The sequence below is a fragment of the Psychrilyobacter piezotolerans genome, from assembly GCF_003391055.1.
GTDB lineage: Bacteria > Fusobacteriota > Fusobacteriia > Fusobacteriales > Fusobacteriaceae > Psychrilyobacter > Psychrilyobacter piezotolerans.
The window spans coordinates 82,706-104,565 of the sequence record NZ_QUAJ01000004.1 but is presented as its reverse complement, the minus strand read 5'-3'; the positions used below and the strand labels follow the sequence as shown (position 1 = coordinate 104,565).

The window sequence follows — 21,860 nt, the reverse complement described above, 5'->3', positions numbered from 1 at the left end:
GGTTAGAGGAGTGGCATAAATTTATAAAAATGGTATTAGAAAGTAAGTTTCTTTTACTTGTGTTAAATTTATGATAGAATATATGTTGAAATTTTAGGAGGTTAGGATGAATTATTCAGATAAATTATTTATACAGGAAGCAAAGGATATATTAGCAGGAGCTACAAATGACGGATTAGACGGAGTAAGACCTGTATGGGCAGACGGGACTACTGCAAATACAGTGGCAAAATTTGCATCAATAACAAGGTACGATCTGTCTAAGGGGCTGCCGATAACTACCTTAAGACGTCAATATTGGAAGGGTGCTATCCAGGAATTGATATGGATATGGGTGAAAAATTCCAATAACATCAAGGATCTGCCATTAAAGATATGGGATTCTTGGGCTGACGAAAACGGAAGTATCGGGAAAGCCTATGGATATCAGCTGGGAAAAAAGATAGATTTTCCTGAAGGAAATATGACCCAGGTAGAGAGAGTCATCTATCTATTGAAGAATAAACCTGGTGACAGAAGGATGGTAGTAACTATCTGGAACAATGAAGATATGAAAGATATGGGACTGGTTCCCTGTGCTCATACCATTACTTTTTCTGTGATAGGGGGGAAACTTAATGCAGTCCTGGATCAGCGTTCAGGAGACTTCTTAGCGGCTTCGGGGCCTGGTGGATACAATGAGATCCAGTATGCTACTCTGGTATATATGATGGCTCATATTGCAGGGTTAGAAGCAGGGGAGTTTGTTCATCTCACTGTAAATCATCATATCTATGACAGACATATAGATTATGTAAAGGAAATGATTGCCATTGGAGAAGAATTTGATACAGAATCAGAATTACCAAAATTAATCATTAAAAATAAGGTAGAGAACTTCTTTGATTTTACCATCGATGATTTTGAATTAGCAGGATATGAACCTAAGTCCAAGTCAAATAAGATTGAGATAGCTATATAGGAGGAAAATTTATGGTTAATATGATATATTCTATCTCCTACAGGGAGAACATAGTGGGAAATAGAGACACAAATGATCTGGTATTTAATATAAGGGAGGATCTTCAATTTTTTAAGGAGATGACCATTGGAACTACTATGATAATGGGAAGAAAAACTTTTGAATCTTTACCTACTGGGGGACTGCCTAAAAGGAAACATGTGATAGTTTCAAATAAGATAAAAACAATTGAAGATGCCAAAGAAATTTTAGGGGAAAAATATATTGAAAATTTAACATTTATAAATTTAGAAAACTTAGAGGGGTATATTAAAGAAGAAAGCAAGGTCAATGATATCTCGGTGATTGGAGGAGCTATGCTTTATTCCTACTTTTTAGAGGATAAGAACCTGTTTGACCTGGTTTCTAACATCTATGCTACCGAAGTGGAAAGAATTCCGGATATTAAAAACCCTGTAAAGTTGATGGGTCACGGTAGTCTAAAAGAAAAGTGCAGTTTTGAAGTTGTTAAAATCGGTCAGGGAAAGGACAGATTGGACAACAATAATTTGGTAAACTATAAAGTAGTCAGATATTTCAAAGGAAATATCTAGAAACTTGATTTGTACAAAATATATTTTTAACTAGAGAGTCCAAAAGACTCTCTTTTTTGTACAGACTAAAATCTAGCTTTTTTTACCACCAATCGAAACTAGGATATACGAGTATTAAATTCTTACTGTAATTACACAGATGTGAAAACAAAAATCCGCGTTCTATTTCCATATGCTAATTTGGCTAATCTACAGGAATATTGAGATTTATATTTCAAACTAAAAAAAAAGTTATAAAAGGAAATTTTTCATAAAACTTGTATTTTATAATTAAATGAAATTTAAGGGGGCATTTATGAAATATCTTATATTAGGAAATGGAATTGCAGGGATTTCTGCTGCAATTTCTGCCAGAGAACATGATGAAACAGGGGAAATCTCCGTTGTGACTAAGTCACCTATGCCATTTTATTACAGGATAAGGCTTATTGAGTATCTTGCAAAAAAAACTCCTATAGAAAAATTGATAGCCTATGGAGATGCATATTATGATGACAAAAAAATAAAGGTGACTTTAAATAAGGAGGCTGTCAGGATAGATAGTAAAAATAAAAAAGTAGAATTTTCTGATGGGAGTATGATGAGCTATGACAGACTCCTCTTAGCTACAGGTGCCAGACCTCGTTATCCGGATATAGAGGGGATGGATAAGGAAGGGATCCTCAAATTTCGTGGAGCCAGTGATTCGGATGAGATAATACATCATATAGAGATATGTGATCGTGTTGTAGTATTAGGAGGGGGGGTCTTAGGGCTGGAAGCTGCCAACTCTCTGGTACAGCTGGGAAAGGATGTAACCGTAGTGGAATCTGCAGATAGGCTGCTCCATAGACAATTGGGCAGGGAAGGAGCTGAGATATTACAGAGGACCTTGGAGGAGAAGGGGATAAAATTCATATTGGGGAAAACCATTAAAAGAATTGTAGGTAGTAAGAGGGTAGAGGGAGTAGAGTTTGAGGATGGAACTATTTTTGATACAGGATGTATAGTTCTTTCAGCAGGGATTATTCCAAGACTGGAGTTGTGTGAAAGTGCCGGTATTGCCTTTAATAGAGGGATTATCGTAGACGAGCATATGGAAACTAATATAAAGGGAATCTTTGCTGCTGGAGATGCAGCAGAATTTAAAGGAACCCTTTATGGACTCTGGGCACCTTCTAAGGAACAGGGAGAAGTGGCTGGGGGGAATATGACCGGTATTAAGATTCGAAACTATAACCCTACTGTGCCTGAGTTACGTCTTAAAATTACAGGTATATCTCTATTCTCAGGAGGTAATATAGATGAGGATGGAGCAGTTCTTTACAAGTATAATAAAGATGGTATATTTAGAAAATTTTTTGTAAGGGACAATAAGATAGTAGGAGCTATTCTTATTGGCGATATGAAAACTTCCATGATGGCCGGCCATTTTATAAGATCAAAGGAGGGGCCTGAAGTTCTTTATGGATTATATGAATAACTATCTTTTAAGCTGCCTATAAAGCAGCTTTTTTGTTTTAAAATCCTATTTCAGTTTATAGTAAGAAATTAACTGAACAGGATTTTTATCTAGGTGTGGTATAAAGTTATTGAGATGAAAAAATAATCTAAAGGAGGAGTGAATCCTATGTCTATAAGTACTAAGGGTGGAGATAAAGGGAAAACATCTCTCTGGAGCGGAGAGAGAATAGCTAAGAACAATTCCAGGGTGGAGGCCTATGGAACAATAGATGAACTGAATTCACATCTTGGAGAAACAAAGCATTATGTGAAAGTACAGAAAGTAAAAGAGATAATAGAAGGTATACAGCATGATTTATTCAGGGTGGGAGGAAGTCTGGCTACTGTAGGTGAGTTTAGTAAACCAATTGAAAAATATCATGTGGATCATATAACAAACATGGTCTATGAACTGGAAAGGGGACTTGAGTTTAAAGGTTTTGTAGTGCCGGGAATGACGATACAGTCTGCTAAACTGGATATAGCAAGAGCTGTAGCCAGGAGAGCAGAAAGAAGAGTCCTCTCCCTGGCAGATGAAGCAGAAATAAGTGAGGAAGTAAAAAAATATGTAAACAGACTTTCCGATCTTATATATCTTCTGGCAAGAATAGAAGAAAAAGCAGAGGGGAAGCTGAAGTTAGAGGAATGGAAATAGCAGTTAAAAAGTTATATCACCATCCACTCTTTCATGGGAGTTTTCTGAATAAGAGTTGAGCTATTATTATTTTTTTTCATATTTTGTAGTATAATAGAATTACAGAAAAGAAAACTTGTAAACATTAATGGTAGAGGTGATAAGGTGAAAAAAGTAAAGTTAATCTATAACCCCTTTTCGGGGAATAATAAAATAATAAATCAGATAGATACAATAATAGAGGTATACCAAAAACATGGTTATCAATTGATACCATTTAGAATCTCCTATGAAGCGACCTTAGAAGATGCTTTCACAGATTTGAATGATGAGGGGTGGGACCACCTCCTCCTGGCTGGTGGAGATGGATCTGTCAGTGACAGTATAAATATGATGAAAAAAATGAAAATAGACCTGCCAGTTGGTATCTTACCAACCGGGACAGCCAATGATTTTGCTAAATGTATAGGTATACCCAGTACCATAAGGGAAGCGTGTGAACAGATAATAACCTCTGAATCAAAAAAAATTGATCTGGGATATGTCAATGGAAAATTTTTTATAAATGTATTAAGTTTTGGATTGTTTACAGAAGTATCTCAAAATACTCCTACAAATCTTAAAAATACCATGGGAAAACTGGCTTACTATATCAATGGAATCAAGGAACTTCCAAAATTTAAAAAATTAAAGATCTTTGTAGAGGGGAATGAATATTTCTATGTGGGAGATGCTTTTTTAGTATTTATTTTCAACGGGAAAACAGCCGGGAATATTAACATTGCATATAAAGCAGAATTAGACGACGGGATGCTGGATGTAATAATAATAAAAGCGGACCTGGTGCATACAGCTAAATCATTTTTTAATTTTTTAATTAGAAATCATCTAGAAGACAGTGATAACGGAATATCTTACTTTAGAACGAACAGTGTCAGGATAGATTGTGCTGAAGAACTCCGTACCGATATAGATGGGGAAAAAGGACCAGAGTTCCCGCTGCATATAACCTGCAAAGAGCATAGTTTGAATATCCTGGGATATAGGAAGGTCGAACCTAAGCAGATAGATAAATTTTTAGAAAACTTAAGATCGAGCTTACCTAAAAAAACAAAGTAATTTATACTAGAGGGGGGGAACTATGAACATAAAATATTTTTCAACATTAAAATTTATATTTATTAAAGCTGTAAATGATCTGTTTCCAAATTCAAAAGTGAAGATACTTTTTTCACTAAATAATGGCGTTTTAGCAGAAATCATAGGAGAAAGAAGTGTTACAGAAGAGGATGTCCAGTTGATCAAAGAAATGATGAGTAAAATAATTCATTCGGATATTACCATAAAGAGACAGGATATGAAGAGTTGTAAATTTACTAAAAAGTCATGTTTTGACCACAGGGAAGATATAGCCAGGTTGGTGGAGTACTCCCCTGATCACGATATTAGTTTATATGAGATGGATGGATTTTATGATTTTTTTCACAATGGATTATTTTCCAGCACTGGTTATATAAACTTATTTGATGTTCTTAAATATGGGGATGATAATGGAATAATTTTAAAAGCTCCTCTGAGAGAGGGGGAATATACCCTTCCTAAAACTGTAGATCACCCTAAATTAGCAAAGATATTTTGTGAGAGTGAGAGATGGGGGGAAATATTAGATATTCCAGATGTAGGAGCATTAAATAAAATCAGCCTGGAGGGTGATATCGGGGAATTAATCAGAGTCAACGAGGCATTACATGAAAAAAAATTAGCTTATATAGCAGATGAGATAACTAGCTGCAAGGATATTAAATTAGTTACGGTAGCCGGACCTTCCTCATCAGGAAAAACTACATTTACCAAAAGGCTGGCCATCCAGTTAAAGGCAAATGGAGTAAAACCAGTGGTAGTATCTTTGGATAATTATTATAGAGGTAGAAAATATATCCCCTTAGACGAAAGCGGGGAAAAAGATTTTGAGTCTATAGATGGTTTGGATTTAAATTTATTAAATGAACACCTGGTTAAATTAACAGCAGGGGAGGAAGTGGAAATTCCCATATATAATTTCCATACCGGACAAAGGGAGAACAAGGGAGTCCGAACTAAACTTTCTGAAAACGGACTTCTCCTAATTGAGGGCATTCACGGCTTAAATGAGAAATTGACCAGTCATATTGAGAAAAAACATAAATTTAAGATCTATATCAGTTGTTTGACGGCATTAAATATCGATGATCATAACCGGATCCCAACCAGTGAAGTCAGGAAATTAAGGAGAATTGTGAGAGATTCTCTATCCCGTGGAACTTCTGCTCATGGAACTTTGGATATGTGGGATTCCATACGAAAAGGGGAGGGGAAAAACATTTTCCCATACCAAGAGGAAGCCGATGCCATATTTAACTCCAACTTAATATATGAATTAGGTGTATTGAAAAGATATGCAACCAAGGAGTTGAAGAAGATCGATTCATCCAGTAAGCACTACGGGGAAGCCATAAGACTCATAAAATTTTTGAGTTACTTCAGGGAGATAGATAAGGAATTGGTTCCAGATAATTCCATATTAAAGGAATTCATAGGTGGCAGTTATTTTTATAAATATTAGGGAGTTTGGTCTATTGTGACAATAAAAAATTAAAACTATAAGAGGGTAATGATCATCTGACCATTACCCTCTATTTTTACTCTATAATCTCTTTATATGTTGTATTTTGAACAGTATTGAAAGCCTGGACTTCCAATTGATCTCCTAGATGAGTGATATTTGAGCTGTCAATCTCAATCTCAGTTGATTCTATAAATGATCTTGTAAATCCTAAAAAGTTGATAGTGACAGGGTAACTTAATACAAGTTTATCTACCTCAGCTATATCCCCTGCAAAATCAGTCCTAATGGTAATATTTCCATGGGTTATCTTGGGAGTATTGTTATAATAACTAAATAGAACCTGTAAACTCCTGGTATTTTTTAGGAGTTCTTTTAAATTAATGTCCCTAATTTTTATTTGTTTTTTTACAGACAGATATTTATCTATTGTATCGAGAATTATATCTAATTTTTCCACATCTTCATTTGAAATAATCTTGAAATTCCCACTAGTTTTTTTATTTTTAAAACTCAGTTCAAACCCACTAAATAAATTTTTAAAGAATATATATATATTTCTCCCCTTTATATTAACGGTGTTTTCAGAAATTTTATAGGCAAACCTCATGACTCTGTCACCGTCTAATAGAAGTCTTAAATAGAAATCATGATTTTTAAAATCTACAACTTGATATTTCCCCGACATGTGAGATTTAACTGCAACATTATAGATTGTCTGGTCATTACACCTTATATCCGCTTTTCCAGCAAATACTTTATTCTCTAATTTCATTTGAGGAAGGTCGGCACACTCAAAGGGGATCTTTATATCTAAGGCTTTATAATGGTTGATCTCAGAAAAATCATCAACTTTGTAAGCTGGGGATCTTCTTTCCCTGAATTCAACTAATCTTTTCTGCCTGTTTCTAACTTCTGTTTCGATTATCTCCCCTTTCAGTGTGTTCCCGTCTAGATACAGGGGGATCTCCAGATTTTCAACAATATATTCCTCTTCTATTGGTTCATTTTCTATTTTTTCTTCTGCAGTCTCCAGATTATTCTCTGTTATCTCTTCAATTTCAACAATATTTAGGTTGTCTTTTTTTTCATCGGTTACCAAGACTTCTTCTTTCTCAAATATTTTTAATTGTTTTTCCTCTTTATTTTCATTTATTTCCTCTTCAACCATCACTTTTTCTAAGTTATCTTCTGAATTTTCAGATTTTAATTCCCTATCTTCAATCTTATTATCCATTTCCGGTGTTTGAATTTTTTCTGTATTTTCAACTACTTGGATCTCTGCCTCTGCCTTAGTAGTCTCTATATTTTCATTATTAAAATATAAAGCCATTTTTTTTACAAAATTTAGGTCATCTTCGTAGATAAATTCAAATTTATTTGAAATTAACCATGATTCATCTTCCATAGAGATAGGGTTGGAAGTTACAAAATATCTGGCAGTATTGGACAAATTTGTTTTAGAAAATACCAGGGTAAGGATATCTTTAGTATCTTCGTCTAGGTTGACTCCTAATAGAATTAAGTTTTTATCTTTCAATTCTTTATTTAATTTTTCCCAAAAATGATCGTATAATTTCAATTTTTTGACTTTTCTCATATTTTGAGAAGTTAATATTATTCGTTCTGTATGTCCATAATCTCCTAAAAGTTTAAATAAATTTACATTGGATTTTGTGAGTTCTTTCTCACAAAAAATATTGTGAACCTCTCCATCTGTCCATATAGATTCTAAAATTTCAGAATGATCGTGGGTAATAATGGTATCTATCACCCCTATTTCAGAAAGATAGGAATAGGGTCTTAGTTTCCCCTCTAATTGCAGCTCATGGCTGAGAAGCGAGATCAGATTCATCATATTTCCAGTAGCACTATCTAAAAATATTTGGGAAACTTCAGTTAATCTTTCCCTGTTTTCTACTTTTTCTTTTATATCCTCACTGAGTTCCTTATAGATTTTTAAGGCCAGCTCGTTCTTTGTAGGAATATTTAATTTTTTATTTATATTGTCACCTATCCAAAGTGCATAATTATTATAATTTACCTTTTCAAAAATTTCCAAATCGTTTCCTCCTGCATAAATATACTCGATTAATTATACTTTATTTTTGCTCTATTCACAATGAAATTTAAGAAAAGTCATATATACGAGTTATCACTCTTGTTGATATATATATATATTTATAAACTGTCATTAAGTTAATTGAAAAAAAAAGTCAAATGGTGTAGTATTAAGGGGAATTTTGTTTCGATGGTGATAAAAATATAGGAAAAATGATATAAAAATAATTTAAGAGGTGGTTGTATGAAAAATTTAGATCTAAATAAAGTGACTAATGCTGTAGAAAAGATGTGTATGGAAGCCAATTTTTACCTGGGTTCAGATGTTTTAGATAATTTAAAGAAAATTGCTGAAACTGAAGTATCTCCTGTAGGGAAAAATATATTGAATCAGATCGTAACTAACCATGAAATTGCTCAAGAGAATCAGGTACCTATGTGCCAGGATACCGGAATAGTAGTGGTATTTTTAGAAATCGGTACAGAGGTTTATATAGATGGAGATATCTATGAAGCCGTAAATGAAGGAATCAGAAGGGGTTACGAAAAGGGATTCTTGAGAAAATCAGTTGTAAAAGATCCGTTGGACAGGGTAAATACAAAGGATAACACTCCTGGAATCATCCATACGAAGTTAGTGCCTGGAAGTGATAAGGTGAAGATTATCGTAGCTCCAAAAGGTGGCGGAAGTGAAAATATGAGTGCTATCAAGATGTTAAAACCAGCTGATGGTATAGAAGGAATTAAGGAATTTGTTGTGGAAACAATTAAAAAAGCCGGTGGGAATCCATGTCCTCCAATTATTGTAGGAGTAGGAATCGGAGGATCTTTTGAAAAAGCTGCATTGTTAGCTAAAGAATCTCTAATGAGAGATGTAAATGACAGCAGTTCAAACCCTATAAACGCTAAATTAGAAGATGAATTATTAGAGTTAGTGAATAAAACCGGGGTAGGACCTATGGGCTTAGGTGGAAGGAATACAGCACTGTCAGTAAAGGTGGAAACTTATCCTTGTCATATTGCATCGCTGCCGGTTGCTATAAACTTAAATTGTCATGCTGCCAGACATAAGGAGATAATCTTATAAGATATTGTCACAAAGTAACTAGAACTTTGAGAAAATGAGATAAAGAGACTCGCCAAGAGAACATTTTTGAGGTTAAAAACCCTTTTTTTCAGATGTTCCCTAGCTTCTCAGTAAAGATTCTACTCAGTCGTCCAACAGAATAAGTTCCGCAGTGTAGCGAGGACTGTAGCTATAAAAAGACGGGCATTACCTTTGACTTACTCAAATAACATCATTAAAAAAAGTCTGCTTTTCTTTCCTCTATTTCTTTTCAGATAAAAAGAAACAGAGCCAGTTAAGGATGGAATCCTTAGATTTTTTTACAGGTAGCAACTTAGGTTAATTTAGTATTAATTAGTGACATTAAAATTTAATATTGTGGAGGTTATAAAATGAAGTTAACAACACCATTAAAAGATAGTGATATAGAAAAATTAAAAGCAGGGGATACTGTAAAGATCTCTGGTACTATATATACAGCAAGGGATGCAGCCCATGCAAGATTGGTTAAATTATTAGAAGAGGGAAAAGAACTGCCATTTGACCCAAAGGGGCAAATAATTTATTATGTAGGACCAACTCCTGCTAAGCCGGGAAAAGCAATTGGAAGTGCAGGACCTACAACTTCTTATAGAATGGATCCATATGCACCAAAATTAATCGAAGTTGGATTAAAGGGAATGATTGGAAAGGGTGCCAGAAGTGATGAAGTAAAGGAATATATAAAAAAACATAAAGCTGTATATTTTGCAGCAGTAGGAGGAGCAGCAGCTCTTATAGCACAATCTATTAAAAAAGCTGAAGTTATTGCATATGATGATCTGGGAGCCGAAGCCATCAGAAAGATGGAAGTAGAGGATTTTCCTGCTATAGTTATAAACGACATCTATGGAAATGATCTCTATGAGATGGGTCAAAAAGAATATAACATCGAAGATTAATTTAGCTGACTGGACTTGTGCAAAAATTGCATAACAAAATAAAAATACAGGAACTCCTATTTAGGAATTCCTGTATTTTATTTTTGTATTTCGATTCGGTTTCTCCCATTATTCTTGGCTCTATACAGTAATTTATCTACTTCATCGACCATCTCTTCCAACTTAGTGTATGAGGTTTTTGAATTTTTCTCAATAATTCCACCACTAAAACTAACTGCGAGTTTGTCATCTTTCCACCTTAATTGGTTAATTATAGTCTTTATCCTTTCTATTATCTTTAATGCCTCTTCTGATTTCGTATTTGGCAGTATAATCAAAAATTCTTCCCCGCCATACCTGCCGATGTGGTCTTCGTCTCTCAAATTTTCCTGCAATGCCACAGCTATTTTTTTTAAAACTTCATCTCCCATCATATGCCCAAATACATCATTTATTTTTTTGAAATGGTCGATGTCGATTAATGAAATTGATAGAGGTAGTCCGTTCTCATTGGATTTCTCAACCTCTGATTTTAGCTTTTTAAAAATATACCTTCTGTTATAAAGCTGGGTCAGACCGTCCCTGATTGAAAGTTCTTTCAGGTTTTTTTCCATGCCCTTCCTTTTCGTTATATCCCTTAAAAAAGTTATCTGCCTTTTTTCATCTTCCAGTTCTAAAGCTGAAGTACTTATTTCAGCTGAGAGTAGAGTCCCGTCTTTTTTCTTAATCATTACCTCTCTATGGGAATTTTTCAAATCAACGCCTCTTTCTACAGAAAAACCTTTTCTCTGATTCTCAGCCATGAGATCAGCCAGAGATAAATTCAAAAGCTCCTCCTTTGTATATCCCAGCATCCTGTGGATACTTTCATTACAGTCTAATATTTCCCCTCTGTCATTTTCTAAGTATATGCCGTCCATTGAAAGGTTCAGCAGGATCTCAGAGACATTTTCCTCATATTTGATGATACTTTTTATCCTTTTTAAAACATGTAACTCAAGCAGAAGCGCTAAACTACCTAAAAAGAAAATGATATAGCTAATCCCTGCTATGTGTTCTATGATCCTTTCTTTCAGTATTTTTCTTTTGAACACTATGGCATCATTTATGTCATCTAAATATACCCCTGTTCCTACCATCCAATTCCAACCTGAGACACCTTTAACAAAAGTTATCTTGTCTACCGGTTGGTTTTTGCTAGGTTTATGCCATTTGTAATATACAAATCCACCATCTTTTTTTTTGGCAGCCTTTGCCAATTCCTGGACTATTTTTACTCCACGGAAATCTTCTAGTTCCCACTCGTTTGTCCCTATTAGTTGGCTTTGTTTTTTGTCTCCTGTGGTCAGATTAAGACCATTAAAATTAGATACAAAAATATAACCATCTCTTCCAAAACTTACCCTTGAGATTCTTTCTAATATTTCCTGCTGCTGCTCATATTGAAAATCCTCGTAATATTCCCCTGTGCCTATCCAAATGTTGAGGGGCTCTACTAACTTAAAAAAAGAAACCTTTCTGTGGCTGTTTCCAATATCACCTGGATGTTCCCACATATATTCATAGAACCCTTCGCCCTCTGAAGTTAAAATTTGCACTATATCTCTAAAGATATACTTACCTTCAGGACTTCGGTAATCCAGTACTTTTTTCCCTTGAATTTGTGGACGGTCTCCAAATAAAAGGGTTACGTCTTGGACCCTCCCTCCGAAATAATAACCCCTGCCTTTATTGAAGGTGACCCCAGAAAATGTTTCTGCGATTATCTGTTCTATCTCCTTCTTACTTTTCTTATTTTTATTCCTTTCATATATATTTATGACAATGTCGTATGCCTCATATCCTCTTTCTCGAATACTCTCCCTGAGCTTTTCCTCCGTTTTAGATTTATGGTGTTCTATCTCATCGATAACTTTATTGACCTCGTTTTGGATTAAGTCTTTTTGGGAAGCTATGTATTCCTCTTTTAATTGTCCTGATTCCCTATAAAAGGTAGAGTAGCTGGTATATACCCACAATCCCCCCATTACCAGAATTGCTATGATCAATATAAATAAGGTGGTAAAACGAAAATACCTTCCTATTTTTTTTAAATCCTGCATCTTATCTCTCCCTGTAACTAAATACTTTATAAATTTTAGACGTCCTATAGCCATGAAATAGATCGTAGCTTCTCTTAAAAACAACGTCATTTGTAATAAAATATAAGAACTTTATTTAACTTCATCCCTTTTTTTCAGATTAAAATTGTCTCGACAAGATATTATTATAACATATATTCGATTTTAATTTAAATGAAATTTTAATTTTATAGCTCCCAGATAATGAAAAAAAATTAAAGGAATTCTTTAAAATTTCTTGTAAGAATCAATAGTTATTTTTTTTAAAAATTCATATATTTTTTTTAATTAAATGATCGGAGTGTTTGAAAGAAATAGAAGTGGTTGCTTGATTTTTTGAAATAACAAAAGTTCTCACTTATAAAATGGGGTGAATAAAATGGATGTTTTTGAAGTGTTTCATGTTTTTTTTAAGGATATTATTTTTACATTGTGCGAATTAGTTTTTCTTACCACAGTGTTTTTAATTATATATATTGTAATCCGAACTTTATTTAAAAAAGTAGGTTATATATCTTTTTTTAAAAAAGATAAAGAATATTCTGAAATTATCTTAAAAAAAATCAAATTTTTTTTAATTTTTATATACATATTTCTTATCCTTGCCTTGTTGGGCTATAATGGTTATTTAATTTATAAAAATATAGGTGTTTATCAAAATGCCGTATCTACAGTGTCTGGAATTCCAAGTGAATTTTGGACTGGGCTTTTAGTGGGTGCATTAAAAATTATATTGGTATCCGTTGCGGCTCATTATTTTATAAAGCTGAATTCAAAAATATTGGATAAAGCACAGATTAAATCAAAAGCATATAAAAACCTCAAATCAAACAATGAGACTATAGACAATTTTTTTTTCAGATTACAAAAAATCATAAAAAACAGTATAATTTTTTTAATCTTGATATACGCAATGAATCTTTTATTTTTTCCGGAAAGATTTATAAATAACATGTATGTTGTTTTAAAGATATATTTAATTGCGTCAGGAGGGATTTTACTTGCCAGGGCAGCAACTGTAGTTGTAGACAGTTTAGAAGATCTGAGTAAAAGACACCGGTATCGCGAAGATTACTTAGAATGGTATAACCGATTAAACAGCTTACTACCGTTATTTAGACGTTGTTTAGAATATATTATTTATGTATGGATAACTTCTTTGGCAATGCTTCAGATCAGTTTTTTTTCTAAATATGTTCCCTTTGGAACAGCAGCTGTACAGATAATAGGAATATTCTTCATAACACGTATGGTTGTAGAAATTTTAAAACTTTTTGTAGATAAATATATGATGAAATCAGAAAATGAGTTACTTAATAAACAGAGACGGACACTTATCCCAATAATGAAATCTTTTTTGCAGACCATAGTATATTTTATTGCCTTGATTCTTACACTTAGGGCTTTGAAAATTAATCCGGTTCCTATACTTGCCGGTGCTGGAATTTTTAGTTTAGTTATCGGTATGGGAGCCCAGTCTCTTATCAATGACATCGTTGCCGGAATTTTTATTCTTTTTGAGAGTATTTTTTTAGTAGGAGATTATATTGAAACAGGGTCTTCTCATGGAGTGGTCGAGTCTATTTTTCTCAGGACTACAAAGATAAGAGATCCCAATGGACAGCTCCATATATTAAGAAATGGTCAGATAAATGAAGTAGAAAATTATTCAAAAGGATATACCTTTGCAGTTGTTGAAGTAGGGGTAGCATATGACAGCGATCTAGAGTATGTATTCCAGGTATTAAATGATATCGGAAAACGTATTAAGGAGAAAAATCCCAGTGTTTTAGAAGAACTTGTAGTACGGGGAATAAAAGAGTTTGGTGAATCGGAATTACTTATAAGAACTGTTACAAAGGTTAGACCAGGTCATCATCTCAGTGTGGTTTTTGAGCTTAGAAATATGATAAAAAATGAATTTGATCTAAAGGGTATAGAAATTCCCTTTGCGAGACGTGTAGTGATAATTAAAAATCAGAGTGAGACAGAGCAAAAAAAAAATATTTAAAAAAGCTGTCTGTAATATATGTAAAAAAAAGGCTCTTAGATATATCTAAGAGTCTTAAATTTAGAGAAAATCCCTCTTTATAACTTTAAATTTTTTTAAAGAGCACCGTTATAGACCTCTATTATTTTTATTTCATTTTGTTTTTGCCGGATTATTTCAACTAAACGCTCCTTATATAGGGAATTACCATCTCTTTTACCTATAAATTCAACAAATTTATCTTCAGCCATGGGCTTTGCGAAATAAAAACCTTGTCCATAATCGACTCCCTCTTTCTTTAAGAAATCACTCTCATCTACATTTTCTATTCCCTCTGCCACCGAAGTATATCCCATATCTTTGCTTAATTTTACAAGGGTACTATAGATGTTTTTCCCTTTTTCGGAGTTTTCTTTAATTATCTGCAGTAAACTTTTGTCAAATTTTAAAGTGTCTACAGTCAGCTGGGATAGTCCCCTTAAAGATGCATGACCTGCAGTAAAATCATCCAGTGCTATAGATGCCCCCAGATCCTCTTTAAGAAACTTAAGCTCATCCAGCATTTTGCTGAGTTTATTTATAAATATATTTTCAGTAACTTCTACCTCTATATTTTTCCCAGGAAGATCATATTTATTTAATAAAAATTTTATTTGTTCATATACATCCTCTTCCTCAAATGTTTTTACCGATATGTTAAAAGAACCTTTGAAATCGTTGGAAACAAGATCCTGGTCAATCCATTTTTTTAATTTTTTTATTGTGGATTCAGCTATTAAGAAATCTAATTTTTGTATCAGGCCTGTCTTTTCGGCCAGAGGTATAAATACCACTGGTGATATAATCCCTCTTTCAGGGTGGATCCAACGGGCCAGGGCTTCTATTCCCACTATATCATTTGTCTGCAGATCAACTTTTGGCTGAAAATACGGTATAATCCCCTCTGTATAAAGGGCTTTTTTTAATTCTTTTTCCAGATTTTTATCTTCCTCAAATTGAGCCACTAATTTATTGGTAGCAACAACAATACCACCATCTTTTTTGTCCTTAGCTGTATACATTGCAATATCAGCCCTATGCAGAAAATCTTCCAGATTGTTTACCTCTTCGTCCAGCTCACATATACCTATACTGACACTTATTTCAAATTCTTTATTTATTATATTCATAGGAGTTTTTAATTCTTTCAAAGCCTGTTTCGCAAGGTTTATTCCGGGTTCTAAAGGGGTATCTTTTAGAAAGACAAAGAATTCATCTCCTGCTAACCTGTACACCAGATCATTTTTAAATACCTTTTTTAATCTGCATACCACCTCTTTAAGAATCATATCTCCTGCATGGTGACCGGAATTATCATTTATCAGCTTAAATCCATTGAGGTCTATATACATCCCCAGTCCACCGTCTCTTGAAAAATTGATTTTATCCATTTCTTTTTCAAAGCTGATTCTATTCAGTGCAGTAGTCAAATGGTCGTAGTAGGCTAATTTATGGAGGTTTTTGTGTAAAATATACTTACTTCCGGCAGTCATGGCAGCTATAACCACAACTATCAGCCCTACCATGGATAAAATAAGATTCTTTCTCTTATTTTCCTCCATCTTTTTTGCAATACTAACCGTTAATAACTCCTGAAAGAAATCATTTTTTATTCCTTTCCGGTCGATGAAACCATCGGTTGCCTTATTTATTATACTTAACAGGGTGTCATTCTCCCTTTGTACAGCAAAACAGATGGGCATTTTCTCCAAAGTTTTTATTTTTTCCAGGGAAAGATCGAACCTTGTTTGATGGTAATAGCTAAGTATATCATTATCTATTACACAGCTATCGATTCTCCCATCTTTCAGGGTATCTATCATCTCCCCAAATCTTTCAAATTTTATTATTTTATTGGATTCAGAAAAATATTTAAGGGCGATCTTTTCAGAGATGTCATCCTGGACAACTCCAATCTTCATATTAGTAATATTCTTCTTTCCCCCGTTAGATACAAGTATCATATCCGTATACTCCAATGGCTCGGAAAAATTATGCATACCACCCCTTTCTGGGGTGAAATACATAATTGTCATGTCTCCACTGCCTTTTTTAAACCTTTCATACATGGAATTCCAAGGTTCCTCGGGGGAAAGATTTATAACTTCAACTGGTGTGTCCAAGAGTAGGCTGAGCTCATTTAATATTCTGGAAAATATGCCATCATAAGTTTTTTTATTTTTGTCATAGTAAAATATAGGATAGAACTCGCTGTCTACCAGGATCTCTATCTTCTCTTTTCCCTCCAGATATTTTTTTTCAGCCTTGGTTAGGTTTTTGTAAAATACCGCTCTCTTCCTCTTGGTCTTTTCATTGTCCAGCATCTCAAGGAGTTGAGCTTTATGGCTGTATTTCAGTGCCTTATCTATGATTTTCTTGAGCATCACCTTGCTTTTGGCCAGGCCTATTCCCATGGGATCCACATCTGCTAATTCCAGTACATCTAATCCGTCAGAAAACAGATCTCCTGTATGACTTACCGCATAATCATATTTTGAATTATGGAATGAATCAACTTCTTTTATTTTGAAATTAAGGTTGTTGTTTTTTTTAAATTCTTTCATATATTTGCTGTAGGAAGAGTCAACGAGGACAGCAATTTCTTTTCCAGATAAATCCCTCCATTCATCCAAAGAAATGTTCTTGTTATTTGAAATAACATAGAGTTTTTCGCCATGGATGGGGATAGAAAGATTGAACTCCTCCTTTCTATTTTCAGAGAGAGTAAAATCAAGCAGGAGATCGATCTCTTCTTTTTTAAGATTTTGATACAGGTCTTTCCATTCGTCTATTATAATCTCTGCATCGATATGAAAAAAATCCTCCAATAACGACTCATACTTATGTGCAAGACTGTCCTCTGGATTTTTAATATCTACATACAAACTGTCTATATTTGCCCCTATTTTCAGCCCCCCTTCTTGCATTTTTTCTATGTAGTTTATCTCCTCTTTCGAGTAAATTTTAGATGACTTATAGTCATGGGCATAGGCAGTAACCCCTATTAAAAATAAGATTATCTGTAATAAAAATATAGTGACTTTCTTCAATTTTATCTCCTTTTTTTTAAAATTATAATTGTCTTAACAAACACACTATTATAACATATATTTGATTTTTTAAATATAGAATTTCCTGAAGAATAAAGAAGGTATAATATTCCTATAAGATTTTTTATTTAACCTATAATTTCAAATAACTCATTTATAAATTTACATTCTAAAATGGCATCTCGATGAATCAAATCGACCTGCTCTCCAGCCGATCTTCGGATATACTAAGTTCCTTGAGTATAAAAAATAATTTAGATAAAAAAGGATTTTTACATGAATAATCATATTAAATATATTATAAAACTACGATTATTTTATTCAGTCATAGAGATTAAATATTTACAAATAGGGAGGAATAATATATCTAAATCATTAAAAAAAATCAAACAGATAAATTATCTAGTTATTTAATAAAATTAGGAGGTTGAGAAATATGGATGTAGCAGCTAGAAAAAAATTAGATGAAATAATTAAATTATTGGAAAAGGGAGCAACTGAAAAAGATATATTGGATAAGAAATTCGATGGAAATAAAGCTAAAATGGCGGAATGGATAAATAAATCCTTTAATGAATTCACATTAAAAGAGAAAGAGTTATTGTCATTTCAAAAATATGAAATAGTAAAACAATTAAAAGAAAAAAATATGGGTATTCCTGTGGAAGCTTTAGAAATACTAGAACAACACGAAAAAAGATTAAGAGCCTTAGAATTGAAATTAGAAGATCTACAGAAGTTAAAAAACTCCGAAAAAAAATCTAAATGAAATATCTGACAATATTTGAAAATCACGGACAGCCAATATAAAATATCACAGACAAGACATTAGAAAGGGTTAAAAAAAGGACACTGGAATTAGTGTCCTTTTTGCTTTTATTTTATTAGGTTTAGTTATGAAAATTCCAAAAAAGTTATTTTAAAACTTTTCTTCAAAAACAAGTCTGAGTTTTTCTATGTATTTCATCTTAGGTCTGTATAAGTCTTATACCAATTTAAAAATTTATTATATGTAAGGGGTTTTGTAAAGTAATATCCCTGTGCACAGTCACAGCCCATGTCTTTTAAAATTTTGATCACTTCTTCGCTTTCCACTCCCTCTGCGACTATTTTTTTATCCAGAGCCCGTCCGATATTTATACAAGAACGGACAAGTTCTTTATTTTTTCGGTTGGTTTCAATATCTTTTACAAAGGTTCTGTCAATTTTTATTATATCCAAGGGAAGATTTTGAACGCATGTCAGGGTAGAATTCCCAGTTCCAAAATCATCCAATGAAAATTGAATACCCATACTTTTTAGAGATTCCATTACAATAGCTGTATTTTTAAAATCATCTACACTGCCTCTTTCAAGGATCTCAAATTCTAATTTATCTAAAGGTAATATTTTTTTATTATACTCTTTGATAGTTTTGGTTAATTTAGGGTTTTGTAAAAGGTTTAAAGGAATATTTACAGAGACCCTTAGATCCATTCCCTGTAACTGCATCTTTTTTAAATCCATGAGTGCAGTTTTTAATACCCATTCAGTTACCTTACCTATCATTGCTGTCTGTTCTATATGGGGAATAAAATCATCGGGGGAGACTGCTCCTCTTTCAGGATGATCCCATCTTATCAATGCTTCTACCCCCTCTACTTTTCCAGAATAAAGATCAATTTTTGGATGATATAATATATAAAACTCTTTTTTTTCTATAGCCCTTGGAATTTCACATAGAAGGTCAAAGTTTTTATGGGATGCTGTTTTCATTTCTTCGGAATAAATTTCGTAATGGTTTAGATTTTTTTTAGCAGATCGTCTTGCAATTTCGGAATTTTGAAGGATATCTATATTATTTCCCTCAAGTTTGGCTACCCCAATAAACATGCTGGGGAAATATTCGATCTCTTTTTTTCTTATTTTTTTTAAAACTGTTTTAAAAAAAATTTTAAATTTACTGTTAATTTCTGAACTGGAAAAAATAATCCCAAATCTGCCCCCTCCCAAATAAAAAACTGTGGCAAGATTTTTTTTACCAAAAACATCACTTAAACCCTTAGAAAAAAAGTTTATGAAATCATCGGCATAATTTCCCCCAAAGGTTTCTTTTGTTTTTTCGTAATTTTCAAATTTTAAATTAGCAAAATAAGCATCGGAAGAATAATTTGTAAGAGCAATATTTTCAAAATATTTTAGATTCGGCAGGTTAGTTTTTGTATGATAGAAAGTAATTTTACTCAGCTTATTGATGGTGTTTAAAAGGTAATTCATAATAGCCCCCGAATAACTTCCTATAAACACATAAATAATCATCCTGAAAATCCAGTTAGGGGAATTTTGCATCAATGACAACTCTGAATTCATCGGCATAAAGGGACCTAAAAACAAACCTCCTGTTAAAGCAAATATAAGACCTCCTGCGGGTCCTAAAACAAAGGATCCCGTTATTATTGTCAAAAGCATCAGGTATGATAATGAAGATTTTACACCTCCAAATGAATTGACTAAGTCAGCTACAAAAATCTGCAACGATATCATCAATAAGACAAAAAGTGAATACTGGAAAATACTCATTTTTTTCAACTTTTTAATAGAATTAACCACTGAAATAACACTCATTAAATAAACCACCATCCTATAAACTATATCTAAGCTAATAAATAATTGCCATGTATAAAATTCAAAATTATAGATACAAAATCGTTTTCTGTGCTAGAAAAAAACACTGTTGCGTTTTGATTTTCGAAAACAGTATACCTAATAACTTTAATGTTGTCAAATTAAAGATAAAAAAATACTTAAATTTCCTAAATTTTTATTGTGTTTTACATGAAGTTATTTTAAAAAATTACAGTTATATAATCATTTTCTAATGTTGTTTCATCTTTAGACTTATCGTTTAAAAATTGGAAAACAGATCAATAATTCTTCTTTACTCTTCCTATAAAATGTTCCTTTTGAAAAATTAAGAGATCATTTTTGAGGTTAAATAAGAAAAAATACAAAAAAAGGACACTAAAATTAGTGCCCTTTTTGTATTTTAGGATAAACCCTATATGATCTTAGAACTAGATTCTTTTTAATTGCTTTTCACAAAAAAATTATTTTCATTTGCAAACTTTTCAAACCTCTTAAGATACTTCTCCGTCTTTTCTTTATCTTTGTGGGAAAGGGAAAAGATGAGAGCGTTGATGAGGCACATCACTGCAGAAAGGTGATCTACGAAGAAGGCTTTCTTTACAGGAATAATAAATAAAAAATCTGCGTATTCAGCTAGAGGCGATACCACGCTGTCTGTAATAACTATAAGGGAGACCTTTCTTTTTTTGAGAGTTTCTGCTATGGTTACCACATTCTGGGGATATCTTGGGAAACCGAAGAGTATAGCTGCCGTATTGTCACTGAGATCGTTTAAATAGTTAAACCATCTCTCATTCCATTCGTCTATAATCTGCACCTTGGCGTGAATCTTGCTGAGATTATACCCTGCATAGCTGGAAAGGCAGTAAGACCCCTTAAATCCCACTGTGAGTATACTCTCCTTATCGTAAAGGGCTTCTACTGCATTATTAAAAGTTTCAGAGGATAATTCCTTTAGTGTCCTGTTGATTATTCCTACCTCCGATTCAAAAATTTCCTGATAGACGGTGGATGTGTCCTCAACTTTTTCTATGGAAAACTTATCCAGGGCAGACAACTCATTTTTTAGGGATTCTCTCAGCTCCTGCTGGAAATCAGGATATCCTTTATATCCCATATATGAAGCAAATCTTATAACTGTGGATTCACTTACTTCTGCAGCTGTGCCGAGAGCTGTAGAAGTCATGAAGGCACATGGCTTTAGATTCTTCAAAATATATCCTGCCAGCTTTCTCTGTTTCGGTGGAAGGTCTGATACCATATTTTGAATTTTATTTTCTAAATTAAACTTACTTTTTTTCATATCTCCTCCTTCTAACTACCAGTAAAATAAACTATTTCTTTAAAAAAACTTATTTTTTTATATTTGATTTAGGATATAATTTTTCTTCTCATTTGTCAATAATTCTCCTAGAGCGACCGGTTATCCATTTAGTATTTAATTGTGTATTTTGAACAATTAAAGGTTTAAATTCTTCAAAATAAAAAAAATGAATAATTTTATTCAGAAATATATTGACATTTTTTACAAGTTTTTGTAGTATACACTTAGTTACAAAAACTGTGATGGTTTATATCATAAAATTAAAAAAAACTCTATGAGAGGGGTCAAAAAATTTATAAATTTTTTTTAAATTAAAAAAATAATAAATAAATTAAAAAAAACTGGTAAAAACCCCCTTAATAGAGATAAACTAAGAATAAGAGTCATTAAAAT

At 32.9% G+C, this 21,860-nt stretch carries 15 protein-coding genes; 10 read left to right on the top strand and 5 right to left on the bottom strand.

Annotation, left to right across the window (positions count from 1 at the left end):
• Positions 1–106 precede the first annotated feature (106 nt).
• The 6 genes from thyA to DYH56_RS03660 all read left to right on the top strand — a co-directional run bounded on the left by thyA (position 107) and on the right by DYH56_RS03660 (position 6,272).
• Positions 107–961, top strand: coding sequence for a thymidylate synthase (gene thyA, locus DYH56_RS03685; RefSeq protein WP_114641509.1), 855 nt, complete (start codon positions 107–109; stop codon positions 959–961).
• Between the two features lie 11 nt (positions 962–972).
• Positions 973–1,554, top strand: a complete 582-nt coding sequence (locus DYH56_RS03680; RefSeq protein ID WP_114641508.1) for a dihydrofolate reductase — start codon at positions 973–975, stop codon at positions 1,552–1,554.
• Between the two features lie 295 nt (positions 1,555–1,849).
• On the top strand, positions 1,850–3,016 hold the full coding sequence (locus DYH56_RS03675; protein ID WP_233499992.1) for an NAD(P)/FAD-dependent oxidoreductase: 1,167 nt from the start codon (positions 1,850–1,852) through the stop codon (positions 3,014–3,016).
• A 147-nt stretch (positions 3,017–3,163) separates the two neighbouring features.
• Complete coding sequence (locus DYH56_RS03670) at positions 3,164–3,691, top strand: cob(I)yrinic acid a,c-diamide adenosyltransferase (protein WP_114641506.1); 528 nt, start codon at positions 3,164–3,166, stop codon at positions 3,689–3,691.
• A 144-nt stretch (positions 3,692–3,835) separates the two neighbouring features.
• On the top strand, positions 3,836–4,789 hold the full coding sequence (locus DYH56_RS03665; RefSeq protein ID WP_114641505.1) for a YegS/Rv2252/BmrU family lipid kinase: 954 nt from the start codon (positions 3,836–3,838) through the stop codon (positions 4,787–4,789).
• Between the two features lie 22 nt (positions 4,790–4,811).
• Entirely contained in the window at positions 4,812–6,272 is a 1,461-nt protein-coding gene (locus DYH56_RS03660) for a uridine kinase family protein (RefSeq protein WP_114641504.1), read from the top strand.
• A gap of 76 nt (positions 6,273–6,348) precedes the next feature.
• Here the strand turns inward: DYH56_RS03660 and DYH56_RS03655 are convergent, their stop codons facing one another.
• Positions 6,349–8,334 carry an SIR2 family protein gene (locus DYH56_RS03655; protein ID WP_114641503.1) on the bottom strand — a complete coding sequence of 662 codons (1,986 nt, stop codon included), beginning with the start codon at positions 8,332–8,334 and terminating at the stop codon, positions 6,349–6,351.
• Between the two features lie 243 nt (positions 8,335–8,577).
• Between DYH56_RS03655 and DYH56_RS03650 the strand changes: the two genes are divergently transcribed.
• The gene (locus DYH56_RS03650; protein WP_114641502.1) at positions 8,578–9,420 is read left to right on the top strand and encodes a fumarate hydratase; all 843 of its coding nucleotides are present in this window, start codon (positions 8,578–8,580) and stop codon (positions 9,418–9,420) included.
• Between the two features lie 371 nt (positions 9,421–9,791).
• Positions 9,792–10,340 (top strand): Fe-S-containing hydro-lyase, encoded by a 549-nt coding sequence (locus DYH56_RS03645; RefSeq protein ID WP_114641501.1) that lies wholly within the window; start codon positions 9,792–9,794, stop codon positions 10,338–10,340.
• A 77-nt stretch (positions 10,341–10,417) separates the two neighbouring features.
• Here the strand turns inward: DYH56_RS03645 and DYH56_RS03640 are convergent, their stop codons facing one another.
• Positions 10,418–12,421 (bottom strand): cache domain-containing protein, encoded by a 2,004-nt coding sequence (locus DYH56_RS03640; protein ID WP_158539040.1) that lies wholly within the window; start codon positions 12,419–12,421, stop codon positions 10,418–10,420.
• Positions 12,422–12,896: 475 nt separating this feature from the next.
• Between DYH56_RS03640 and DYH56_RS03635 the strand changes: the two genes are divergently transcribed.
• A complete protein-coding gene (locus DYH56_RS03635) occupies positions 12,897–14,450 on the top strand; it encodes a mechanosensitive ion channel family protein (protein WP_233499991.1) in 1,554 nt (517 codons plus the stop codon).
• Positions 14,451–14,545: 95 nt separating this feature from the next.
• On the opposite strand, the gene DYH56_RS03630 is transcribed toward DYH56_RS03635, so the two are convergent.
• Positions 14,546–17,518 (bottom strand): EAL domain-containing protein, encoded by a 2,973-nt coding sequence (locus DYH56_RS03630; RefSeq protein ID WP_114641498.1) that lies wholly within the window; start codon positions 17,516–17,518, stop codon positions 14,546–14,548.
• A gap of 436 nt (positions 17,519–17,954) precedes the next feature.
• On the opposite strand from DYH56_RS03630, the gene DYH56_RS03625 reads away from it, so the two are divergent.
• Positions 17,955–18,287: a hypothetical protein gene (locus DYH56_RS03625; RefSeq protein ID WP_114641497.1), complete on the top strand. Its 333-nt coding sequence runs from the start codon at positions 17,955–17,957 to the stop codon at positions 18,285–18,287.
• Between the two features lie 194 nt (positions 18,288–18,481).
• On the opposite strand, the gene DYH56_RS03620 is transcribed toward DYH56_RS03625, so the two are convergent.
• Both DYH56_RS03620 and DYH56_RS03615 read right to left on the bottom strand, forming a co-directional pair.
• A complete protein-coding gene (locus DYH56_RS03620; RefSeq protein WP_114641496.1) occupies positions 18,482–20,122 on the bottom strand; it encodes a bifunctional diguanylate cyclase/phosphodiesterase in 1,641 nt (546 codons plus the stop codon).
• Between the two features lie 460 nt (positions 20,123–20,582).
• Positions 20,583–21,446: a MurR/RpiR family transcriptional regulator gene (locus DYH56_RS03615; RefSeq protein ID WP_114641495.1), complete on the bottom strand. Its 864-nt coding sequence runs from the start codon at positions 21,444–21,446 to the stop codon at positions 20,583–20,585.
• Positions 21,447–21,860: the final 414 nt, after the last annotated feature.

Bases quoted from the DNA above. Each gene is read 5' to 3' on its own strand.
- thyA (WP_114641509.1), top strand. From the start codon at position 107: ATGAATTATTCAGATAAATTATTTATACAGGAAGCAAAGGATATATTA.
- DYH56_RS03680 (WP_114641508.1), top strand. From the start codon at position 973: ATGGTTAATATGATATATTCTATCTCCTACAGGGAGAACATAGTGGGA.
- DYH56_RS03675 (WP_233499992.1), top strand. From the start codon at position 1,850: ATGAAATATCTTATATTAGGAAATGGAATTGCAGGGATTTCTGCTGCA.
- DYH56_RS03670 (WP_114641506.1), top strand. From the start codon at position 3,164: ATGTCTATAAGTACTAAGGGTGGAGATAAAGGGAAAACATCTCTCTGG.
- DYH56_RS03660 (WP_114641504.1), top strand. From the start codon at position 4,812: ATGAACATAAAATATTTTTCAACATTAAAATTTATATTTATTAAAGCT.
- DYH56_RS03650 (WP_114641502.1), top strand. From the start codon at position 8,578: ATGAAAAATTTAGATCTAAATAAAGTGACTAATGCTGTAGAAAAGATG.
- DYH56_RS03645 (WP_114641501.1), top strand. From the start codon at position 9,792: ATGAAGTTAACAACACCATTAAAAGATAGTGATATAGAAAAATTAAAA.
- DYH56_RS03640 (WP_158539040.1), bottom strand. From the start codon at position 12,421: ATGCAGGATTTAAAAAAAATAGGAAGGTATTTTCGTTTTACCACCTTA.
- DYH56_RS03625 (WP_114641497.1), top strand. From the start codon at position 17,955: ATGGATGTAGCAGCTAGAAAAAAATTAGATGAAATAATTAAATTATTG.
- DYH56_RS03620 (WP_114641496.1), bottom strand. From the start codon at position 20,122: ATGAGTGTTATTTCAGTGGTTAATTCTATTAAAAAGTTGAAAAAAATG.
- DYH56_RS03615 (WP_114641495.1), bottom strand. From the start codon at position 21,446: ATGAAAAAAAGTAAGTTTAATTTAGAAAATAAAATTCAAAATATGGTA.